Below are 21,421 nucleotides of genomic sequence, written 5' to 3' on the forward strand. Positions count from 1 at the left end.
TGAATAGTTCCGGGGGAACACGTTCGACCACGTGCACGATGTGACGCCGACCGCGACGCGGGTTATCGCGCCGTCTCGCGCCCAGTTAGTTCGTCGAGTTCGAGTTCGACGATGTGGACTTCGAGGTCGTCTATCTCTTCGTCGAACACGCGCACGCCACCGCCGTACATCTCGTTGATAGTCGTTTCGTCGGGACGCTCGTCGTCCGGGAGGACGCGAATCGGCCCGCGGGCGAAGATACTCCACGAGTCCGTTCCGGCGTCTTCGTAACAGACGAACGTCGCTTCATCGGTCGCCTCGATGAACTCGAACTTCTTGCTCGTGCCGTCGTCGGTCAATCGAAACAGGAGTCGCTCACCTTCGGCGTCGTGGTGGACGTGGGCGGGAATCGCGTAGGACCGACTCCCGTCAGCGAGCGAGAGCACGCCGGAGGACGCTTCAGCTAATCGCTCGGCGACTGCCTCTGGCTTCATCCCCACCGTGTAGACGTATCTGATGTTCTTCATACGCACATTTCGCTCCCACACCACATGAAAGGGCGGTGCGGCGACGTCGGGCGATTCGAACGCGAGTCAGGAGAGATAGAACTCCGATTTGGGGTATCGGTTGCGGATGTGCGGCGGCGCGTGCCGGATGATGTGTACGTCGAAGTCGTCGTCGCTCGCGACGTTCCCGCCGATGCTGACGAGCGGAACGACGACTCGCCCTGCATTCTCGCTGCCGACGAATACGATGGATGCCTTTTCCTCGTGAGCGACATCCTTGAGTTTCGCGACGATGTTTCCTGGTGCGGGATTCCGACCGGTCGAAAGCGAACGGAACGACGCCGATGGCGCTACCTTCACCGCAGTTCGGTGGAGTTCGCTGACGACGGCGTTTCGGTCGAAGGATTCTTTCTTCGGGACCCACCCCGCCTCGACGGCGTACGCTGCATCGTCGGGAACGACAGCGACAGCGAGGACCTCTTGACCCGTCTGCGTAGCGAACGTCTCCGCTCGCGAGAGGGCAGCATTCGCCAACTGGGAACCGTCGTAGGCGACGAGATACATATTCGAAACTCAGTCGGCAGATGTGATAAGTCAGTTGTCGGCGGACGACACCAGTCGCTCTTCGGTGGTGTCTGAAAGCTGGTCGACCGCGTCCTGTGCGGCCGCGGTGACGTTCTCGGGGTCGCGATAGGAGTCGCCGAGTCCGACCTCGCGGCGGTGCCACTCACCATCTGCGCGGGCGAAAATATCTACCCACCAGTAGAGTGTGAGTCCCCGCGCGAACTCGGTGACGGTCACCCGGTACTCGGAGTCGGGCGACTCGTAGATGGTCTGTGCGCTCGCGTCGTCGGTGTCCACGTCTGTCGCGACGGTCCACCCCTCCGGAATCGAGAGCGAGAAGGGGTCGTTAGTCATTGTGTCTGCTGACGTGACGGAGTGACTTCATTGATACGTTCCCGGCGACAGATTCGACGGGCGTGATGGAGTCAAGGTGCATTACTCCAGTGACCGCGCCGAGTTGACGACGACGAGGAGGCTCGATGTACCCATCGCAATAGCGGCGAAAAGCGGGTTAAGAACGCCGAGCGCCGCCAACGGGATGGCGACCGCGTTGTAGCCGAACGCCCACGTCAGGTTGCCGCGGATGCGACGGTTCACACCGGCCGAAAGCGAGAACACTTCGGGAACCGCGTCGATGTCGCGGCCGACGAGAACCGCGTCGGCGGCGTCGCCCGCGATATCCGTTCCCGTTCCGAGCGCGATGCCGATGTCGGCCGCGGCGAGCGCGGGGGCGTCGTTGCTCCCGTCACCGACCATCGCGACGGCCCCTCGACTCCGGAGGCGTTCGACCGTCTCGGCTTTCGCTTCCGGCGGGACGCCAGCGAACACGTCCGTCACGTCGGGGTGGTCGCGGAAGCGCCGCGCCGCCCGTTCCGAGTCGCCCGTGAGGACGACCACGTCGCGCTTCCCACCCCCGGCGACGGCGGCGACCACGTCGTCCCACGCCTCACGCGGTTCGTCGCCGACGACGAGGACTGCTCGGGCGCGCCCGGCGCGTCCAACGACGACTGGTACGGCACCGTCGCCCCACGCGTCTTCGATTGCGGATTCGAGGTCGGCGTCGATGGTCATCCCCTGTTCGCGGAGGAGCGCGGGGTGGCCGACGACGACCTGCTCGGCGGCAATCGTTCCCGAAACGCCTCTGTCGTGAACGGTGATGTCGTCGGCGTCGACATCCGGGACAACAACATCGGCGTCTTCGGCCGCCGCCACGACGGCCGTGGCGAGCGGGTGCGCGGAGAAGCGTTCGAGCGCCGCAGCCACACCCAGTGACGACGGGTCGCCTTCAATCCGCAGGACGGCCATATCGCCGTCCGTGAGGGTACCTGTTTTGTCGAAGACGACCACGTCAACGTCCGGAACCGCCTCGAAGACCGCTTCCGAAGCGACGACGATACCGCGACTCGCGGCTTCTTTGATACCCGATGCGACCGCCAGCGGCGTGGCGAGACCGAGGGCGCACGGGCACGAGACGATGAGGACGGTGAGACCGACGAGGAGCGCGGCTGTCGCCGATTCGCCCCGAAAAAGCGTCCAACCGAATGCGACGACGGCGAGGGCGAGTACGGTCGGCACGAAGATGGTCGCCAGTTTGTCCGCGAGGCGCTGGACGCCCGACCGGGCGCTCTGGATGTCCCAGAGCAGTTCGACCAGTCGGTCGAGCGTGCTCGTGGCGTCCTCGCCGACTTCGACGACGAGCGGGCGGTCCGTGACGACGGTCCCGCCGAGCACGTCGTCACCGGGGCGCTTGGTCCGCGGCATCGACTCGCCCGTGACGAGCGCCTCGTCGACTGCGGCGGTTCCCTCGGCAACCGTGCCATCGACCGGGACGCGTTCGCCCGGGCGAACCTCGACTCGGTCGCCGGATTCGAGGGCGTCGAGGTCGACAGTTTCGACACGGCTGCCGTCGCCCCCGCTGTCGCTGTCGGCGATTCGGCGGCGGGCTTCCGAAACGCGTGAGGCCGCGAGGTCCGAGAGCATCCCGGCGGCCGTCCGCTTGATGCGGTCTTCGTAGTAGTTTCCGAGCGTCACGACGAGGATGATGGCGACGGTCACGTCGAAGTAGACGTGAGTCTGTCCGACGAGGACGGCGGCCGTCGAGTAGACGTACGCGCTCGTCGCCGCCAGCGAGACGAGCAGGTCCATGTTCGGTTGCCCGGCGCGGAGGCTGACGAGTGCCCCGCGGAGGATGGGAAAGCCCGTGTAGAACAGGACAATCGAGGTCATGACCCAGATGTTGCCGAGGATATAAATGCCGTCGAAGACGCCGAGTTCGACCACTGGGGGAAACCCCACGTAGGTCGGGTACAGAAAGAGGACGTACCACAGCATCACCATCATCCCGAAGACGCCGCCGCCGATGACGAACCGAGCGACCTGATTGTCGGCCCGCTCTGCGGCCTCGCGTTCGTCCGGGTCGCGGGTGCCGTAGCCGTAACGTGCCAACGTTCCCGAGAGGTCGTCGAGGTCGGCGGCGTCGGGGTCGTAGGTGACGCGAACCATGTCGTTGGCATAGCTCGCTTCCGCGGCGTAGACACCCTCACAGGTTCGCGCCGTCCCGGAGACGAACGCCTCACAGGTCGCACAGTGCATCCCGTCGACCGCCATGTAGGTTCTCTCGGCGTCGTCCGGCACGGTTTCTGCTTCGCCCGCGAGTTTCTGCTCGACCGTCTCGGGGTCGGCGCTCGCCGCGTCGCCGAGCGTCCGGGTAATTTCGAGACAGCCGCGACAGCAGAACTCGCCGTCGATGGACTCGCCCGTAACGGGCGGATTCGGCGTCGGCAACCCACAGAGGTCGCAGCCGTCGGTGTCGGCGTCGCCGGATTCGTCGCCTGCGCCGCGCGGTCGCGTCTTCGTCCCCATGGTCACCCCAGCGGTTGGTAAAAGGGAATGTGAATGTGCGGGACCTCGACCCCGAGGAGCATCAGCCCGTGGGAGAGCGAGATGTACCCGAGGACGAGAAACGCCGCGCCGAGTGCGCGGTGAATCGTGGCCCGCCGTCGCGCCGATACGTGGCCGAGGAGCGTCCCGTAGAGGAACAGCGTCGGAATCGTTCCGAGTCCGAGGAGGCCGAGTAGCGCTGCCGCCCGAACGGGTGCACCCGTAGCGAAGGCGTAGAGATACGCCGGATAGATAATCGGACAGGGAAGTAGGCCGTGTATCGCGCCGAGACCGAGGATGCGCGGGCCGCCGACGAGTCGGTCGACGCGGGCGGTCGCCCATCCACTGATGCGGCCAAAGAGACTCGTGACCGCAGCGGGCGTAAACCGGTCCATCGCGGCCGATTGGCCGACGAGGTAGCCGATTCCGGTGAGGATAATCACGGTTCCGACGAGGAGTCCGGTCGTTGCACGGACGCCGCTTCCGATGGCAGTAACTGAGTCGAACGCCCCGAAGAACACCTTCCCGACGAGTGCGAAGAGACCCCCGATAACTGCGTAACTCAGTGCCCGCCCGACGTTGAATAACGCGTGTTGCCGGACCTGCCGAAGCGTGAGCGACTGCGTCCCTTCTTGTTCGCTCAGTCGGTCCGCGTAGACACTGACGAGCGGGCCGCACATCCCGAGACAGTGCGCTCCGGCGAGGAGACCGACGACGAGAAACGCCGCGGCCTCCGGCGTGGCTGCTTCGAGTACGGGCGGCGTCGCTCCCCCGTCCATCTCAGGCAGTGTGTTCGTGGTCGGCGTCGCGGTCGGCGTCGTGGCCTGCGTCGTGGTCGTGGCCGCCCTCTGTCGGGCTCATGAGGAGGTAGATAACCGTCGAGATGAGAAGGACGTTGACGACCGTAACGACTCCTGCAAGCGGGTTCTTCGTCACACCGAAGATAATCACGGGCAAGAGCGCGAGCAGTGCAACCGTTCCGGCGAGCCGTGGCGTGAGTTCCATATCGGTTGATTCGTGACTACCTTGTTTCCGATTTCGTCGATTCCAACGCAATGGGAATGGTCTGTTGTCTTAATGTCCTATTCATCCTCATGAGCGGGTATGGCCGTTGATTCGACAGCTGAGGGAACCGCCGCAGCCCCGGCATCACGGGCCTCCAGTTCTGGAGATGTGCCGGCAGACGCGGCATCCAAATCCGGTTCTGGGCAGTCGGAACCCCCCGTTGATTCAATCGTCGGAACGGGCGACGATGGCATCGTGCGTGAAATCGAACACGACGACTTCGACCCGGTCGGAACGCTCGTACTCGTTCTCATCTACATGGCCATCCTCCTCGGAATGTGGGTGTTCATGTACTTCGTCGAGTTCCTCGGGCGGGGACTGACGGTGGTGGGCTAACATGGAGATTCACGCCTACGAAAAACTCTGGCTGGCGCTGGCACTCGTTCTCATCGTCGGGTTCATCGGGACGATTACGTACGGGGCCGCAGGCGCGGGTATCGATATGATAGACGATAAGGGGGGAACTGTCGACCCGGCGACGCTCAACGAACACCCGAAGTTCGGTGACCCCGGTATCGAGAAAACCGGCGAGAACCACTACGACGTCTATGTCGTCGCCAGACAGTTCGTCTTCGAACCCGGAACGTCCGAACCCCTCCGCGTTCCCGAGGGGAGCACCGTTACGTTCCACGTGACCGCGGCCGACGTCATCCACGGCTTCGAAGTCGTCGGCACGAACGCGAACACGATGGCGATTCCCGGACAGGTGTCCGAGTTCACGGTCGAATTCGACGAAGCCGGTGAGTACGGACTTCTGTGCAACGAATACTGTGGCTCCGGCCACCACGTCATGGAAGGGAAGATTGTAGTTATGGAACAGAGCGAATTCGACAGTTGGTACGAACAACAGGAACAACAAGAACAACAGACGGAGGGTGAGAACTGATGGCGACCGCACGTAGCGAACACGCGTTCGTCGACAAGTTCCCCGACGAGGCGGGCGTCATCAAGGCGACCTTCCTCGTCGCGTTCGTTGCCCTCGGCATCGGCGCGTTCTTCGGACTCATTCAGGCGCTCCACCGGACCAACGTCGTCCGCGTTATCGACTCCGCGGACTACTACACGATGCTGACGGGCCACGGCGTCCTCTTGGCAATCGTCTTTACCATCTTCTTCCTCTGTGGCGTCTTCCACTGGGCCACCGCGAGGAGTCTCGACCGCCCCGCAGAGAGCAAGTTGTTCTCGTGGGCGTGGGTCGGGCTCATGCTGACGGGGACGATTCTTGCTACCGTTGCTATTCTCGGCGGACTCGTTCCGAGCCTCGGAATGAGCGCGGACGTGCTGTTTACCTTCTACGCGCCGCTGCAGGCACACCCGATATTCTACATCGGACTGGCGATGTTCATCGTCGGAACGTGGCTTGCCGGAGCCGACTGGTTCCTCTCGTACCGGGCGTGGCGGAAAGACAACGCTGACGAACGCATCCCGCTGCAGGCGTTCATGGTCCTTACGACCATGATTATGTGGTACATCTCGACCCTCGGCGTCGCCGTTTCGGTCGTGTTCTTCCTCATCCCGTGGTCGCTCGGACTCATCGAGAGCGTCAACCCGCTTCTCACCCGCACGCTGTTTTGGTACTTCGGCCACCCAATCGTGTACTTCTGGCTGATGCCGGCGTACCTCATGTGGTACACCGTCCTGCCGAAACTCGCCGGTGGACGGCTGTTCAGCGACCCGCTCGCACGCGTCGTATTCGTGTTGTTCCTCCTGCTTTCGACCCCGGTCGGCATCCACCACCAGTACCTCGACCCGGGCATCGCGGAGGGCTTCAAGTTCATCGCGATGACGAACACGATGTTCCTGCTCCTGCCGTCGCTTCTCACGGCGTTCACCGTCGTCGCCAGCGTCGAACACGGTGCGCGCCAGCGCGGTGGCGAGGGCTACCTTCGCTGGCTCGGTGCGCTTCCGTGGCGCGACCCGGCTTTCACCGGCATGGCCCTGGCGGGCGCGATGTTCGCCGCGGGCGGCTTCTCCGGCATGATTAACGCCGGAATGAACATCAACTACCTCATCCACAACACGCTGTGGGTTCCCGGCCACTTCCACCTGACCGTCGGCACCGCTGTCGCGCTGACGATGATGGCCGGGTCGTACTGGCTGGTCCCGCAGGTCACCGGCACGAAACTCTACAGTCGACCCATCGGTCTCCTGCAGGTCATCATGTGGTTCGTCGGGATGGTGTTCATGTCGAACGCGATGCACCGCGCTGGGCTGGCTGGTATCCCGCGTCGCACTGCGGAACCGCAGTACCAGAACTTCGAGTTCCTGACGCCCATCGGGAGCATCTTCGAACTCCGCGTGCAGATTGCCCTCGGCGGCACGCTGTTGTTCCTGTCCGTGGTGCTGTTCCTGTTCAACATCCTCCTGACCTCGCTCGGCGAGGAGTCAGAGCGGCCGGTCGATGCGTACCTCCCAGAACCCCTCTCGGGTCCCGAGGGAAGCCCGCGCATCCTCGACAACCTCGCGATGTGGACCGGTATCGCCGCTCTGCTCGTCGTGCTCGCCTACACGCTTCCGCTGGCTGGCATCATCCAGAACGGCGGCGGCCTGTTCGGTGGTGGACTCCCCGTTCCAGCCACCGTCTCCGCAGGTCTCGACTTCGTGCTGATGACGGTTACGAGCGCGTTTAACACTCTGCTGGGGGTGGTCGCGTGAAGCTAACGAAGGCACGGGCGCTCGTCCTCATCGCCTTCAGCGTGCCAATCGCGATTGAACTGCGCACCGTGGCCGGCTTCTTCAACGTGGAACTGCCGCTCATCGCAGTTGCAGTCATCGAGTTCCTGTTCCTCGCCTTGCTGTTCGTCCTGTACGGACTCTACGGCGAGGGGTCGAACGCGGCGGCGTAACTCCCCTTTCGGTTCCACTGTTTTTTGTCTCGATTCGAGACCGCGCTTTGGCCCACCAGAAACGGCATAAAAACCCAGTATAACAGGGGTGAATCGAGCAGTTTCCCGCGTTCTGGGAAGCAGTCTGCCTCTATATGCGATATGGTTGCGTAGCTACACGTGACCATGACCAGCCTCGACCTGATGAAAGCCGGTATCGGTCTCGCAGTCGTTATTGGAATCGCCCTGACGGTGGTTGCCGGATACGCCCTGTTTACGACCCTCGGCGGTATTTCCGGGATGACCGTCGCCCCCGAACTCTTCGTCTCCATCCTCTTCGGCGGGCTTCTCGTCGCGTCTGCTGCCGCGGTTCGACAGATTGCGCCCAAGCCTCGGACCCGGGTCTGAACGATTACTGGACAATTCGAACCAATTCATTACCGGACGGCCCACATCTCATTCTTCGACGGCGCTCGCTAAGCGCCGACTGCACACCGAAGGGAGCCGATGAAGTCCCCGAGAGGAACCGTATCGACGTAATAACAATACTACTAGAACACCGACACTGCGATATGTACGAGACCATCCTCGTTCCCACCGACGGGAGTAGCCGTTCTCGCGCCGCCGCCAATCACGCAATCGACATCGCCAGCACGTACGGGGCGACGGTTCACGTACTCTCCGTCATCGACTCCAGCGACCTCGGCCTGTGGACCTCGGCCGACGTTCCCATCGAGCAGGTCAAAGAAGACCTTCGAGACGACGCCGAGACGGCAATCGAGGACGTTGTCGCCCTCGCAGATGGGTTGGATGTCCCGTCCGAGGCGGACATCCGAATCGGCGTTCCGTCCCGGGAAATTCTCGATACCGCCGACGAAGTCGGTGCCGACCTCATCGTGATGGCGACGCACGGACGAACCGGTCTCCGACACGCGATTCTCGGGAGCACGACGGAGCGAGTCGTCCGCGTTTCCGACGTTCCCGTGTTAACGGTTCGAGCGTAAGTTTGCCGGGGACTTCGAGAGCGATGTGCGAGCAAACTCAGGCCCTCACCCGGAGTCCGTCGCGGAGTGCACGTCGTCCGTAGGCGAGCAGTCCAACCGCGCCGAGTGCGCAGATGAGAAGCGGAATTACGTCGAGGCCGCCGACCCGCAGCGGGAAAGATGCCAGTTCATTTAACATGTTGTCCCGTCCCGACCCGTTCCCGAGCGCGAGGGGGTCCAATTTATTAACTTCTGTAGTAACTGTCCAGACGACAATGGTCACACTCGACGTACACGAGGACATGCAACGAATCGCCGACAGCGGCGTCGTCGCGGTGATGCGCGGCGCGGACGCAGACACTATCATCGACGTGGCCGACGCGCTAAATGAAGGTGGCGTCACCGCCTACGAGATTACGGCCGACAACCCCGACGCGATGGACCTCATCCGCGAGGTGTCGGCGTCCTTCTCGGACAGCGAGGCTATCGTCGGGGCGGGCACCGTCCTCGATGCGCCGACCGCCAACGCGGCCATCCAGGCCGGTGCCGAGTTCGTCGTCGGCCCGAACTTCGACGAGGGCGTCATCGAGACGTGCAACCGCTACGGCACGCTCGTCGCGCCGGGAATCATGACGCCGACCGAGGCCACCGACGCCTACGCCGCGGGCGCGGACTTCGTGAAGGTCTTCCCCGCGTCCTCTCTCGGACCGGGGCACCTCAAGAGTATGAAAGGCCCACTCCCGCAGATTCCGATGATGCCGACCGGCGGCGTCGGTCTCGACAACGCCGCGGACTACATCGAAGCGGGTGCGGTCGTCGTCGGCGCGGGCGGTGCGCTCATGGACGACGAAGCCATCGCAAACGGCGAGTTCGAAACCATCACCGAGACGGCCCGCGAGTTCTCGCGGATTATCGACGACGCTCGGGACAACTAACGACCGCGGGGCCGACTCCGCTCGTTACCGAATCGACCGCACGCGTTCTTCGAATTTCTCGGGAACCGTCTCCGCGAGCGTCTCAGGGTCCGAATCCCCGTTCGCCGCGACGAGATACGCCGCGCCGTCGTCGTCGCCGTAAGCGTGCTGGAAGTCGTAGACGAACCCCCAGCAGTTGGTGGATTCGGGGACCTCCGGACTCTCGGTGAGGAATTCGACCTGGCGGACGACGGCGTACTCGACCAGTCGGTTGACCGCCTCGCCGGTCGGCGTTTCTTCGTCGAATAGCCCCACCTCGCGCGCTTCTTCGACCAATGGAACGAGTCGTGAGACAGCGGCTTCGACGGACTCCGGCACGTCTTTCACGCCGTCGCCAACCACGGCCTCGTAGGCGGCCGTGACCGCTCCACAGCCCGTGTGACCGAGGACGACAATATCGGACGTTTCGAGCGCCGAGACGGCGTATCCGACGGCGTCGTTGACGACGAGCTTTCCGTCGATTTCGGTCCACGCTTGATTCCCCACGTTCACTGAAGTGAAGAGGTCGCCCGCTTCGTCGGCGTTCCAGACCGCTTCGGCCGGGACGCGCGCATCTGAACAGCTCACCGAGACGGCCGGTGGCGACTGCGAATCTCGGACGCCCTCGAAGTGGTCGTCTGCGAGGCTGTCGACGTGGTGCTCGTTTCCGGACAGGAGTGTCCCCAGTACCGTTCGAGTCATCGGTTTACGATGGGTTCGCGAGTCTATATAATTCCCTGCTCGTTACGATTTTGACCGCAGGGGTGCAGGATGGGGACATTCGGTATCCGCCTTCTTCGCTACTAGTCTGACGGTTACGCCGCCGAATTGCGGGTAGTTCTCGTCTAGCGGCCGTCGCGGTCAGCCGTGTTCTCGTCGGTCTCGACTATCTCTTCGTCATCCTCGGATGACTTCTCGTCGTCGTTGGATTCGCCCTTGTCATCGACTGACGGCTCATCCCCGGTAGCCCCGTCCGCAGCGTCTGTGGTGATGGATTCGCCCCAGATGAAGGGGTCCTCGTCTACCACGTCGTCATCTTCGCTGTCGTCGACTTCGTCATCTTCGCTGTCCTCCACGCTGCCATCGTCGGTACCTTTGCCGTCATCAACGCCGGTACCCTCGTCGCCGCTACCTTCGTCTTCACTCGCTTCACCCCCGCTGTCGCGGTCTGGTTCCGCCTCCTCGACGAACTCGGGCGAGCTTCCACTCACGTCGTTGCCCGCGTCGCCTGCGACAACCTCGCTTTCCTCGCGCTCCGGTTCGGCGACTTCGATACCGAGTGTTTCCTGCCGCGACTGTTGTCGTCCTTCACGACGCGCGGCGAGCGACGCTCGAAGTCGGTCGTTCAGCGCCTCGCGGAGTTCGCTGGCCGCCGTCGCTTCGATATCGACGGCCTTCGCGTCGCCGCCGACGAGCGAGAGGCTTCCGGCGGTGTCTGCCGTCACCGTCGAGACGCGCCAGCGACGCTGGAAGATGGTCCGCGTCTCGATGACCGTCTGCACCCGGTAGTACGGAACGAAGCGAATCTCGCGCTTCCAGAACCCGTTTCGGGTCACGAAGTGGTCGTCTTCGAGCGCGTAGCCGCGGTGCCGCCACTGGTAGAGTCCAGCCACGATAGCGGCGGGGAGAAGCACCAGCGGGAGGTACCACGGAACCTGCTGTGGGAGGAGCGTGTTCGCTCCGTAGAGCGCCAGTGTGACCGCACCGAGCGCGAGCGAGTACCGGGTGGCGTAGCGTCGACGGATGCGAGACGGCGGCCGTTCGAACGTCGGTTCCGAGACGTCTTCGAGTTCTTCGATGAGCGAGTGTACGCGGTCGCGCCGGGCAAGCGGAATCGCGGCCTCGGAGCCACGCCGAGTGGCACCAGAACTGTTTGCACTCTCTGCTCCGGGCGCATAGCCTGCCGTCTCGACCAAAAGCGTTGCGTAGCCGAACTGTCGCTTGAGGGGGTTGTCCTCGATGGTGAGCGTCTGGAGTTTGTCGATGGGTATCGAGCCGTTGTATCGCTGGAGAAGCCCACGCTCGTACTGGAGTTCGTCACCGACCCGGGTGAGTCGGAAGCCGTAGTAGTTCACCACCGCCGAGGCGAACCCGGTTACCCACGAGACGACCGTGACGAGGAGGACTAATCCGACGAGCCCGAGTGTCGCTGCGACGGCACCGCTCGTTGGGATGGGCACATCGACAAGCGAGGTGATGACGGGGAAGATACTCGACCCGAACACGAAGACGATACCCGGCAGTCGCATGTCGAACGAGAGCGCGCCGACGATGGCGAGTTCGCGAGGAGTCAACTCGAACAGTAGTTCTTCCTCCGGTTCGGGAATGTCAGCGGCCGCGTCGCCGCGTTTCAGTCGAGCGACTTCTTTCTGAATGCGGCGGGCCTCCTCGTAGGTGACGAACCTGAGGCTCCCTTCTGTCTCGCCACCACCCGCGGTTTCGAGGTCGACAGCGGCGATACCGAAGAGTCGCTGGGCGACGTTTCGGGAGATATCGACGTTCTGGATGCGTCGGTAGGGAATCTCGCGGTTGCGGCGAGAGAAGACCCCGGACCGGATGTCGAGCGTATCCGGAGTGAGTTCGTACTCGAATCGCTGGTAGTACGCGACTTCGTAGCCGCCGATGGCGAGCACGACGAAGCCGAGAAGTGCGATTGTCCCGAACGCGCCGAGAATGCCACCGAATGCGGCGCCGCCGGAGAAGGCGATGAAGGCGAGCGCGAACACGATGCTGATGCTCCGCTGGGCCGCCCGGTAGGGGACTGTGAGTGGCGAGAGGTGGGTCATACCGCGTCGTCGCCTTCGGCGCGGATTGCGAGGCGTTTCAGTCGGTCCTGAAGGTCTTCCGCGCCGTCCGGCGTCAACCCGGGAATCGCAACGTCGGCCCCACGTGACCCGGCGGTGTAGACGATGGTCGATGCCAACCCGACGAGTCGTTCGATTGGTCTCCGTGTCGAATCGACGTGTTGGACACGGACGAACGGGACGACGGTGTTGACCTTGGTGAGCACGCCGCGCTGGAGATACAGCGAGTCATCGCGGACTTCGTACCCCCACGCGCGGTAGCGAGCAAGCGCGTAGATGATGCCTACGACGAGCACCACCCCGCCGACTGCGACCGGCGCGAGCGTAGGTATCGAGATAGGGGCGAACAGCACGGCAGCACCTGTTGCACCGCCAGCGATGAGTGCGAATACGACCGCTCGGGCAACCCAGAGAAGACGGATACGAGGGTGGAGGCGGTTCACCGGCACCCCTCCGAGAGCGTGAACATACTATACTGCGGCGTTACCGTGAACGGATAAATAACTGTGGCCGGAATCAGGCCGGAACTAGGCCGGAATCAGGTTACGGTGCCGAAGCCAGTTGTCTCTCGACTCGGCGTGTGACGGTGTCCAGTTCCCCACCGACATCCGCGAGCGTCGCCAAGACGGGATACCGAGTCGGCAAATCCTCGTAAAAGAATTCGGTTACGTCGGGAACCCACGAAGAAAGCGCCCGCCGATGGTTCGTTATCGTTTTCTGTCGCTGCTCGACGAGCGTCGAAAGTCGGTCCTGGAAGTCAGATATTTCGCTGTACAGCGTCAGCAACTCGTCGAAGCCACACGTAGAATGCAGCGCATCGTCGAGGTCGGAGAGTCGCCCGACAATCGCGGCAATCTCGTCGCGCATCGACTCGATAGACTCCGATTCTTCGTCGACGACCCGGACGAACTCAGTGCGCTCGTCGACTGCAGCCGCGGCTGCCGAGACAACGGTGTGCCGGAGTGCGGGTGAGAAGACACTCGCAGACTGAAACGCGGTGGCCACGTCGGGGCCGAACTCGGCGGAGACGCTGTCTTCGAACGAGTCGCCGTACTCGACGTCGTAATGCGGCACGGACATCACGGTGCGTTCGTAGGCCCGCCGGACACGAGTGAGTGCACTGTCCGTCGTCTGTCGGTGTCCGATAGCGGGCGGGGTTCTCGGCGTCGGTGCGGTCGCCTTCAGTCCGCTTACGTCTTTTTGGAAGGCACGAAACGCCTCGCGTTCGTCCACGCATCTTCGACGTTCCTCGCGGAGATTCCGTCTGGCGGCGTCGAGTCGGTTGAGACTCACCGCCACCGAACCGCCCCCGGAACGTCCGCGCCGACCGACTGACTGGACAGCGTTCGTTCGTCGACGAGCGGGAACGTCGACAGGACGCTGCGGTCGGCGTGTGCGACGATTCCCTGTCCGTGTGCGCTCCCACTGGAGGCAAGCGTGTAGGCTTCGGCCATTCCCTTTGGGCCGGCAAGGGGGACGAGTCGAATCGTTGTTCCCTTGCGGTCGAGTTCGACCAGCAAGAACGACTGCGGGAACGAACACGTTGCAGGTGCGGTAATCTCGCGGACGCCATCGCGGACCGCAGTTGCGGGCCAGTGGATGTGGCCGGAGAAGACGAGCGGAACCGAGTGACGGGCGAGCACTTCGGTCAGTTCGTCCGCGTTTCGGAGTTGGTAGAAGTCACCGTCGGGGAACTGACCGGTGTGTTGGCGTGGGTGAAACAGGTTGTGGTGGAGGACGACGAGCGGTGTCGTCGCGTCAGCGAGGTGTTCGTCCAACCAGTGGAGATTCGAGTCCGGAATAACTCCTTCGTGAGAGTCAGAGAGGTCGATGTCGGGACCGCCGGTGGCCGAGTCGAGACCGATAACGTCGACACCGCCCACACGGTGGACGAACGGTAGTTCTCCGGTCGCGTATCGGGCGGCGAACTGGCCGGCCGTGGGGGCCTCGTAGTCGTCCCAGTACTTCGGCACGTCGTGGTTTCCAGGGACGGAAACCCACGAGTTCGGGAGGCCGCCGAGGATTTCGTCGACAACGTCGTACTCGCCGGGACGGCCGTCCCGAGTCAGGTCGCCGAGGAGGACCGTCGCGTCCACGTCGAGGTCAGAGATAGTCGACACGGCGGTTCGGAGTCGATTCTCGGTACGGTGGTACACTTTCCACGTTCCGGACCCCGTCGGCGTCACGTGCGGGTCGGCAACGACGGCAATCCGGGTCGGCGTCCGCGAGACGGGCCGTGCGAGACGAGCGAGTACTGGGCCCGGGGAGTTGGGACGAGCGGTCTTCATCGGTCGATTGTCCGCGTGAACGTCCCCAACTCGGTCGTTCTATGGACGCGAATCCGTCCGGTTTCGGGACACAATTCGATTCGAAGCGGCGTCTCGTCGACGCGTGACTCGTCCCCTTGCATACACGTGAACTCACCAGTAGCGGGATGATAAAAATGTCGTACAGAATATATTTTCTGCGTGGTAGCTGTGTGTCGTCTACTGAGCCATCAGTAGTTCAAATGAGGAGGATACTCGGGTTGAGAAGCAGTCCGGCGACGACGAGTAACAGAACGGAGACGACGGCGGCCCCGAGATAGAACGGGGCGGCGTCCTCCGCCGGGGTGCGGACTTTCTTCTCGGCGAGTCCAGCTTTCGCCTTCCCCCGGCCGACTTCGACGAGTCCGGTCAGGACGAACCAGAGCGCGAGCATCGAGAGGACGAGGTGACCGGGTGCCTCTCCGAATAGTCTTCCGAACGTGTATCGCGTGCCCGCGAGATGCCCACCGGTTGCGAACATCAGGAGGGAGGCGAGACGCGACCCCATTGTGAGTCGGGAGATAATAGACTCGAACACGGCGGCGCGAATGTCTCCGGCGCGAGCGGTCGGAAGGACGGCAAGGGCGAAAAAGAGGACGCTTCCCGTCCAGAGTCCGCCGACCAGCATATGGGTCGTTGCGATTACAGTATCGATGAGAGCCATGTCTGCCGGGTTAGTTCACCGACGCTTGAAGGTTTCACCTTCGTGTCGGACGTTCGTCTCCCCGGCCACACCGGGGTTGTGTCCGAAACCGACCATGGGTTCGACGACGCAAACATATTTGTTCGCGGCGTGAGGCCATCGTTCATATGTCAAAGAACGTTCCATTTGAGGCATTAAACGACCTCTCGCTTCCAACGGACGTTACGGTCTCACCGGACGGTGACCGGATTGCGTTCACCGTCGTGGAGTCAGCCCCCGACGAGGACGAACGCCCGACGTCGCTCTACGTGGTTCCCACGGACGGTTCTCGTGAACCGCATCGGCTTACGCGTCTGCCGGGCGCGTCCTCGCCGAAGTGGTCGCCCGACGGGAACCGACTCGCGTTCATCGCCACTCGTGAGAAAGACGTAGAACGCCGAGTCGGGCGGCAAGACGACGAGGACGCGGAAGACGAGGCAGATGCAGACGGGGACGAAACAGTGGATAAAGACCGCGACGACGGTGACGAGTCCGACGAGACGGACGCCGGGTCGAACAACGACGAACCGAAGTCGCAGGTGTGGTGTTTCGACCTCGAACTCGGCGGCGACCCGACGCAGCACACCGACTTCGACGAGGGCGTCTCGGAGTTCGACTGGTCGCCCGACGGCGACCGTCTCGTCGTCTCAGCACGCGACCCGACCGAAGAAGAACAGGAGTATCTCGAACAGCGCAAGGACGGCGGGCCAATCGAAACCGAACGCCTCCAGCACAAGATAAACGGTGTCGGGTGGACCGATACGGTGACGACCTATCTGTTCGTGGTCGACATCGAAACCGGCGAGACGAATCGGTTGGATGAGGCGGCGGCGGCGGGTGCGTTCGCCGACCAGGGCGGTCTCCAGCCCGCGTGGGGGCCGAACGACCGCATCGCGTACGTCACGTCGGACGCCGACAACCCCGACGACACGTTGGTACAGGACGTGTTCGTCACCGACCCCGATGGCTCGAACATCGAGAAGGTGACGACAGGAGACAGCGCGCTTGGGGCACCGAAATGGAGTCCGGACGGGACGCGAATCGCCTTCGTGGGCGACGACCCGGAGAACTTCTACCTTCCTCGGGAGATTTACGTCGCCGACCTCGGTTCCGACGAGATTCGGTCGGTCTCGGCCTCACTTGACCGAACGGTCACGTGGAATTCGCAACCGCAGTGGGCGTCGGACGACGAACTGTACACTCTCATCGCCGACGAGGGGAAGTCCAGAGTCGTCCGCCTCGACCCGTATGCGGACGACCCCGAGCGGGTGTTCGACGTGCAGGGCGACTATCGCGGGTTTCAGCTACTCAGCATCGCCGGCGGTCACGCGGGAGTCCGCGTTTCGGACCCGAACGACGGGTGGGACATCTACGGCCTCTCGCTCGACGATATCGACGCGACCGACGAGACGGAAGCCGAGTCGTTCGTCCGACTCTCCGCGCTGAACACCGAGGTCACGGACGAGTACGAGATGCCGCAGACGAAACGCGTGACCTTCGAGAGCGATGGCTGGGAAGTCGAAGGAATCGTCTACGCGCCCGCCGACTTCGACTTCGACAACCCCGACCCGCTTCCGACCGTCGTTGCCATCCACGGCGGTCCGATGGCCTACGACGAACCGGAGTTCCGATTCGAACACCCCGTCTTCACGTCGCGCGGTTATCTGGTCTTCCGGCCGAACTACCGAGGTGGGACCTCGTACGGACGGGAGTTTGCCGATGAACTCCACGGTCAGTGGGGAACGGTCGAAGTCGACGACATCGTCGCGGGCGTCGAATCGCTCGCCGACCGCGGGTGGACCGACCCCGACCGCGTCTTCGGCTACGGCTTTTCCTACGGCGGAATCGCACAAGGGTTCCTCGTGACACAGACCGACCTCTTGACCGCCGCCGTCCCCGAACACGGCATCTACGACCAGCGGTCGGCGTACGGGACCGACGACAACCGCCTCTGGAAGGAATACGAGCACGGCCGTCCGTGGGAGGACCCGGACAGCCTCGATGCCGCCTCGTCTATCACCGACGCCGACAATATCGACACGCCGCTTCTCGTCATGGCCGGCGGTCAAGACTGGCGGTGTCCGCCAACCCAGTCGGAACAACTCTACGTCGCCGCCAAGGCGCAGGGCGTCGATGCCAAACTCGTGGTCTACCCCGATGAACACCACGCCGTCACGAAACCCGAGCGGGCGACCCATCGCCTCGAGCAGATTCTCGACTGGTACGAGCGCCACGACCCGGCCGTGGAGACCGACGAGTGAACGGTGACAGCCTCACACCCGGCCTCAGCGGAGCATCTTCGGTGACTCCGCCGTAACTTCGAGGTCACCAGCGTAGTGGACGAGCGGGTCGCCATCGGGGTGGTCGAACCCGCAGGCTTCGAACATCGTGTTTTCCCGTATCTCGGCGTCCACGTCCTGTATCGGCCACGGGTCGTGGTCGATGTCGCCGATAACGACGGGCCAGTCGTCAGTGTAGAACCGATAGTTCTCGACGAGGAACTCCGTGAGCGACCCCGGCTCGGCGCTACTCTGCTCGCCGGTTGGACGGTACGTTGCATCGAACTGTGCCCCCGGTGACTCCTGCGTCGGGGGACGATAGCTCTGGAACGTGACCGCTCCATCCTGTTCTGTGACGGATATCGTCGCGTAGTGGTAGGGCAGCCGATAGCCTAATCTCGCCATCGACACGCCGAGACGGTCCGCGGCCTCAAGTGTGAAGAAGTAGACGCCTCTCTCGCCCCCGTCAGAAGGTTCGACGTAGGTTCGGAGATTCACCTCTGGAAACGCCAGACCGATGGGTGACCTTCGCGGACGAATGTCCACCATATCGAACGAGACGACACCCAACCACGCCGTTCCGTCGTAGGTCGCCACGGAGAGTTTGTCCGGGAGATGCGCCTGTACGACCTCCGGGTCTACGGGCCAGTGTGCGAATAGCGTGTGTCGCCAGCGCATCGAGAGGAGGTCCATAGTTGCGCTACGGGGCGCTGATGGGTGTGAATTTCGGCAGTTCCTGCTGTTCTCTGTGGCGTCGGTCAACAGCCCTCCGGATCGCCGAAACGACCATCTTGTTGGCAATCAATCAGTATCGCATGGGTCTCGACAACGCGAGCGGCACCTTCGATATCGGCGGCGAACTGACGGTTCATCGACTCGGGTTTGGCGCGATGCGCATTACTGGAGCGGACATCATCGGCGAACCCGACGACGTGGAGAACGCGAAAAAGGTCCTCCACGAGGCCGTCGTCCACGGCATCAACCTTATCGACACGGCCGACTCCTACGGCCCCGCAGTCTCCGAGCGACTCATCGGCGAAGCGCTCGCACCCTATCCCGACGACCTCGTGATAGCGACGAAAGGCGGGTTCCTTCGCAACACCAGCGGCGACTGGATACCGAGAGCCGACCCAGACTATCTTCGAAACGCGGTTCTCGGCAGCCTCGACCGACTCCGCGTCGACACCATCGACCTCTATCAACTTCACCAGCCGGACCCGAACCCGGACGTTCCCTTCGAAGAGTCCGTCCACGCCCTCGCGGAGTTGCAAGACGAAGGCCAGATTCGACACGTCGGTCTTTCGAACATCACCGTCGGACAACTCGACGAGGCGCGCGACATCGTCGATATCGCAACCGTTCAGAACCGCTACAACGTCGGCGACCGCGAGTCCGAAGCGGTCCTCGACGCCTGTGACGACTACGATATCGGCTTCATTCCGTATTTCCCGCTCGGCGCGGGCGACCTCGGCGACAAGGCGGACGACGTGGCGACGGTTGCGACAAAGCACGAAGCGACGCCGCAGCAAATCGCTATCGCGTGGTTGCTTCATCGGTCCGACGTGATGCTTCCTATCCCCGGCACGTCGAGCGTGGCGCACCTCCGCGAGAACATCGCGGCATCGCACATCGGACTCGACGACGAGGACATGGCTCGACTCGACGAATAACGATGGAATTTACTGTCATGCAGGGCGATATCGCCGCCCAATCGGCCGACGCACTCGTAAACGCCGCGGGGACGAGTCTTCGTATGGGGTCCGGCGTTGCCGGTGCACTCCGTCGAGGCGGCGGCCCGGAACTGAACGAGGCGGCGATGGACGAGGGACCAATCGACCTCGGCGAGGTGGCCGTCACCGATGCCTTCGACCTCGACGCCGGTATCGTGATTCACGCGGCGGCGATGCCGCATTACGGCGATGGACAAGCGACTACCGAGAGTATCCGAGATGCGACGCGAAACGCGCTCGAAGCCGCTGACGACCGCGGCTGTGAGTCGCTCGTCATCCCCGCCTTAGGCTGTGGCGTCGCCGGATTCGACCTCGAAGACGGTGCGCGAATCATCTGCGAGACGATTCGCGAGTTCGGCCCGGATTCGCTTCGTGACGTTCGGTTCATCGCTTACAGCGACGACGAGTTCGGGGTACTCTCGCGTGTTGTAGACGAGACTGGTTGAAGGAAGGAAGAATACGACTGGTGAATTGAGGCGTCGATTTACGTCGCTCGGACACCTCGGTTTCGTATGGTCTCCCCACGGCTCGACGACCCGGTCGACATCGGCGGAGTCACCCTCGGGAACCGGCTCTATCGCGCACCGGTACTCGAATGTGCGGGAACCGGCCCGGATGCACCCGAGCGCCTCGCCGCCGAACTCGAACCCGCTGCGCGGGCTGGGGTGGGACTCATCTGTCAGGGTGCGACAATCGTCCGCGAGACCGGTGGCTGCGCCGCGCCGGGGATGACTCGCGTCGCCGACCCCGACTTCGTCGCGTCGTTGGAGACCGTAACCGACGCCATCCACGACCACGGCGCAGCTATCGCCATTCAGTTGGAACACGGCGGCCTCCGGAGCATGGAGACGTGGCACGCCGAATACCGGCGCGAGCATCCGAACCTTCGGCAACTCGCGGTTTCGCGTCCGCCACGACTCCTCCGCCTCCTCGACCGTCTCGGCTTTCTCGACTACGATGCACACGTCTTGACGACCGAGGAAGTGTACGACCTCGCGGCCGACTTCGGTCGCTCCGCGGCGATGGCGGTCGATGCTGGCTACGACATCGTCCACCTCGCCGGGGCGAACATGGGAATCATCCACCAGTTCCTCTCGCCGTTCTACAACCGCCGGGAAGACGAGTTCGGTGACGGCGTTCGGTTCCTCGAAGTCGTCGCCGACGAGGTTCGAACACGGGCGGGGGACGTGCCGTTGATGACCAAGGTCCCGGCCGAGACGGCTGCACCGCCCGGAATCCGCCGCCATCTGACTGCAGATGCCGCCGTCGATATCTGCCGCCGACTGGACGATGCTGGCTACGATGCGCTCGTCCCGGTTTCCGGGTCGGTGTTCTGGGATGCGAGTATCGTCCGTGGGTCGTTTCCCGCCCGCTCGTGGCACGACGACCGGTTCCGGGAGGGCTACGCCGAGGCGTTCGGCGGTCCGATTCGGGCGCGCCTCGTCGAACTCGGCAATCGAATCGAGGCGGCGTGGTACGACTTCGACCCGGCGTGGAACGCGGCGCTGTGCCGTCGCGTCCGCGACGTCGTTTCGGTCCCGGTCCTCTGCGAGGGCGGGGTTCGCGAGCGCGGAGAGATGGACCGACTGCTCGGCGATGCCTGCGACGCCGCCGGAATGGCACGGCCGTTCTACGCGGAACCGGAACTTCCCGCGCGACTGCTCGGAACCGACACCTCGGAGGAGACGCGAGCAGTTTGCGAGAGTTGCAACAACTGTGCGGTCCCGCAGGTGACCGGCGCGACCGGCGTCTGCCGCACCCCGTCAGTGTTGGCCCGAGCGGGAACCCTCAGAAAGGAGGGAGTATACGTTAGTGACCCCGAAAACGCTGGCGAAAACAACGGTGACCCGGTGGGTTAATAAGGT

General features: G+C 63.4%; 26 protein-coding genes. 11 read left to right on the forward strand and 15 right to left on the reverse strand.

Features of this window, described 5'->3' with window-relative positions; translation table 11 throughout:
• Positions 1 to 62: 62 nt before the first annotated feature.
• The 6 genes from HFX_RS04550 to HFX_RS04575 all read right to left on the reverse strand — a co-directional run bounded on the left by HFX_RS04550 (position 63) and on the right by HFX_RS04575 (position 4,934).
• On the reverse strand, positions 63 to 506 hold the full coding sequence (locus HFX_RS04550) for a pyridoxamine 5'-phosphate oxidase family protein (RefSeq protein WP_004572736.1): 444 nt from the start codon (positions 504 to 506) through the stop codon (positions 63 to 65).
• A gap of 66 nt (positions 507 to 572) precedes the next feature.
• Positions 573 to 1,049 carry a universal stress protein gene (locus tag HFX_RS04555; RefSeq protein WP_004572735.1) on the reverse strand — a complete coding sequence of 159 codons (477 nt, stop codon included), beginning with the start codon at positions 1,047 to 1,049 and terminating at the stop codon, positions 573 to 575.
• A gap of 30 nt (positions 1,050 to 1,079) precedes the next feature.
• Positions 1,080 to 1,403, reverse strand: coding sequence for a hypothetical protein (locus HFX_RS04560; protein WP_004572734.1), 324 nt, complete (start codon positions 1,401 to 1,403; stop codon positions 1,080 to 1,082).
• A gap of 81 nt (positions 1,404 to 1,484) precedes the next feature.
• Positions 1,485 to 3,911 (reverse strand): heavy metal translocating P-type ATPase, encoded by a 2,427-nt coding sequence (locus HFX_RS04565; protein ID WP_004572733.1) that lies wholly within the window; start codon positions 3,909 to 3,911, stop codon positions 1,485 to 1,487.
• Between the two features lie 2 nt (positions 3,912 to 3,913).
• Positions 3,914 to 4,708 carry a sulfite exporter TauE/SafE family protein gene (locus HFX_RS04570; RefSeq protein WP_004572732.1) on the reverse strand — a complete coding sequence of 265 codons (795 nt, stop codon included), beginning with the start codon at positions 4,706 to 4,708 and terminating at the stop codon, positions 3,914 to 3,916.
• A 1-nt stretch (position 4,709) separates the two neighbouring features.
• On the reverse strand, positions 4,710 to 4,934 hold the full coding sequence (locus tag HFX_RS04575; protein WP_004572731.1) for a hypothetical protein: 225 nt from the start codon (positions 4,932 to 4,934) through the stop codon (positions 4,710 to 4,712).
• A gap of 168 nt (positions 4,935 to 5,102) precedes the next feature.
• On the opposite strand from HFX_RS04575, the gene HFX_RS04580 reads away from it, so the two are divergent.
• From HFX_RS04580 to HFX_RS04605, 6 genes are all read left to right on the forward strand, one after another.
• A complete protein-coding gene (locus HFX_RS04580; protein ID WP_004572730.1) occupies positions 5,103 to 5,330 on the forward strand; it encodes a hypothetical protein in 228 nt (75 codons plus the stop codon).
• A gap of 1 nt (position 5,331) precedes the next feature.
• Positions 5,332 to 5,880: a cytochrome c oxidase subunit II gene (locus tag HFX_RS04585; protein WP_004572729.1), complete on the forward strand. Its 549-nt coding sequence runs from the start codon at positions 5,332 to 5,334 to the stop codon at positions 5,878 to 5,880.
• Complete coding sequence (locus HFX_RS04590) at positions 5,880 to 7,649, forward strand: b(o/a)3-type cytochrome-c oxidase subunit 1 (RefSeq protein ID WP_004572728.1); 1,770 nt, start codon at positions 5,880 to 5,882, stop codon at positions 7,647 to 7,649. Before HFX_RS04585 ends, HFX_RS04590 begins: the two co-directional genes overlap by 1 nt.
• Positions 7,646 to 7,840: a hypothetical protein gene (locus HFX_RS04595; RefSeq protein WP_004572727.1), complete on the forward strand. Its 195-nt coding sequence runs from the start codon at positions 7,646 to 7,648 to the stop codon at positions 7,838 to 7,840. Before HFX_RS04590 ends, HFX_RS04595 begins: the two co-directional genes overlap by 4 nt.
• Before the next feature lie 165 nt (positions 7,841 to 8,005).
• Positions 8,006 to 8,227: a hypothetical protein gene (locus HFX_RS04600; protein ID WP_004572726.1), complete on the forward strand. Its 222-nt coding sequence runs from the start codon at positions 8,006 to 8,008 to the stop codon at positions 8,225 to 8,227.
• A gap of 164 nt (positions 8,228 to 8,391) precedes the next feature.
• Complete coding sequence (locus tag HFX_RS04605; protein WP_004572725.1) at positions 8,392 to 8,823, forward strand: universal stress protein; 432 nt, start codon at positions 8,392 to 8,394, stop codon at positions 8,821 to 8,823.
• Between the two features lie 37 nt (positions 8,824 to 8,860).
• On the opposite strand, the gene HFX_RS19615 is transcribed toward HFX_RS04605, so the two are convergent.
• A complete protein-coding gene (locus HFX_RS19615; RefSeq protein ID WP_155844684.1) occupies positions 8,861 to 9,001 on the reverse strand; it encodes a hypothetical protein in 141 nt (46 codons plus the stop codon).
• 76 nt (positions 9,002 to 9,077) lie between these two features.
• On the opposite strand from HFX_RS19615, the gene HFX_RS04615 reads away from it, so the two are divergent.
• The gene (locus HFX_RS04615; RefSeq protein WP_004572723.1) at positions 9,078 to 9,737 is read left to right on the forward strand and encodes a bifunctional 4-hydroxy-2-oxoglutarate aldolase/2-dehydro-3-deoxy-phosphogluconate aldolase; all 660 of its coding nucleotides are present in this window, start codon (positions 9,078 to 9,080) and stop codon (positions 9,735 to 9,737) included.
• Positions 9,738 to 9,761: 24 nt separating this feature from the next.
• Here the strand turns inward: HFX_RS04615 and HFX_RS04620 are convergent, their stop codons facing one another.
• The 7 genes from HFX_RS04620 to HFX_RS04645 form a co-directional block, all read right to left on the reverse strand.
• Complete coding sequence (locus HFX_RS04620) at positions 9,762 to 10,457, reverse strand: carbonic anhydrase (protein WP_004572722.1); 696 nt, start codon at positions 10,455 to 10,457, stop codon at positions 9,762 to 9,764.
• A gap of 143 nt (positions 10,458 to 10,600) precedes the next feature.
• A complete protein-coding gene (locus HFX_RS04625) occupies positions 10,601 to 12,541 on the reverse strand; it encodes a PH domain-containing protein (RefSeq protein WP_004572721.1) in 1,941 nt (646 codons plus the stop codon).
• Positions 12,538 to 13,002: a PH domain-containing protein gene (locus HFX_RS04630; RefSeq protein ID WP_014732212.1), complete on the reverse strand. Its 465-nt coding sequence runs from the start codon at positions 13,000 to 13,002 to the stop codon at positions 12,538 to 12,540. Before HFX_RS04630 ends, HFX_RS04625 begins: the two co-directional genes overlap by 4 nt.
• A gap of 100 nt (positions 13,003 to 13,102) precedes the next feature.
• Entirely contained in the window at positions 13,103 to 13,858 is a 756-nt protein-coding gene (locus tag HFX_RS04635) for a DUF7260 family protein (protein WP_049917420.1), read from the reverse strand.
• The gene (locus tag HFX_RS04640; protein WP_004572718.1) at positions 13,849 to 14,847 is read right to left on the reverse strand and encodes a metallophosphoesterase family protein; all 999 of its coding nucleotides are present in this window, start codon (positions 14,845 to 14,847) and stop codon (positions 13,849 to 13,851) included. Before HFX_RS04640 ends, HFX_RS04635 begins: the two co-directional genes overlap by 10 nt.
• The gene (locus HFX_RS20460; protein WP_004572717.1) at positions 14,844 to 14,969 is read right to left on the reverse strand and encodes a hypothetical protein; all 126 of its coding nucleotides are present in this window, start codon (positions 14,967 to 14,969) and stop codon (positions 14,844 to 14,846) included. Before HFX_RS20460 ends, HFX_RS04640 begins: the two co-directional genes overlap by 4 nt.
• A gap of 95 nt (positions 14,970 to 15,064) precedes the next feature.
• Positions 15,065 to 15,529: a hypothetical protein gene (locus tag HFX_RS04645; protein ID WP_004572716.1), complete on the reverse strand. Its 465-nt coding sequence runs from the start codon at positions 15,527 to 15,529 to the stop codon at positions 15,065 to 15,067.
• 146 nt (positions 15,530 to 15,675) lie between these two features.
• On the opposite strand from HFX_RS04645, the gene HFX_RS04650 reads away from it, so the two are divergent.
• On the forward strand, positions 15,676 to 17,808 hold the full coding sequence (locus HFX_RS04650) for a S9 family peptidase (protein ID WP_004572715.1): 2,133 nt from the start codon (positions 15,676 to 15,678) through the stop codon (positions 17,806 to 17,808).
• A 24-nt stretch (positions 17,809 to 17,832) separates the two neighbouring features.
• On the opposite strand, the gene HFX_RS04655 is transcribed toward HFX_RS04650, so the two are convergent.
• The gene (locus HFX_RS04655) at positions 17,833 to 18,519 is read right to left on the reverse strand and encodes a YqjF family protein (RefSeq protein ID WP_004572714.1); all 687 of its coding nucleotides are present in this window, start codon (positions 18,517 to 18,519) and stop codon (positions 17,833 to 17,835) included.
• Positions 18,520 to 18,641: 122 nt separating this feature from the next.
• Here HFX_RS04655 and HFX_RS04660 point away from each other — a divergent pair, with 122 nt between their 5' ends.
• The 3 genes from HFX_RS04660 (at position 18,642) to HFX_RS04670 (ending at position 21,415) form a co-directional block, all read left to right on the forward strand.
• Positions 18,642 to 19,496 (forward strand): aldo/keto reductase, encoded by an 855-nt coding sequence (locus HFX_RS04660; protein ID WP_004572713.1) that lies wholly within the window; start codon positions 18,642 to 18,644, stop codon positions 19,494 to 19,496.
• Positions 19,497 to 19,498: 2 nt separating this feature from the next.
• Positions 19,499 to 20,002: a macro domain-containing protein gene (locus HFX_RS04665; protein ID WP_004572712.1), complete on the forward strand. Its 504-nt coding sequence runs from the start codon at positions 19,499 to 19,501 to the stop codon at positions 20,000 to 20,002.
• A gap of 66 nt (positions 20,003 to 20,068) precedes the next feature.
• Positions 20,069 to 21,415: an oxidoreductase gene (locus HFX_RS04670; protein ID WP_004572711.1), complete on the forward strand. Its 1,347-nt coding sequence runs from the start codon at positions 20,069 to 20,071 to the stop codon at positions 21,413 to 21,415.
• The last annotated feature ends 6 nt before the right edge of the window (positions 21,416 to 21,421 follow it).

Origin of the sequence: Haloferax mediterranei ATCC 33500, assembly GCF_000306765.2 — an archaeon.
GTDB lineage: Archaea > Halobacteriota > Halobacteria > Halobacteriales > Haloferacaceae > Haloferax > Haloferax mediterranei.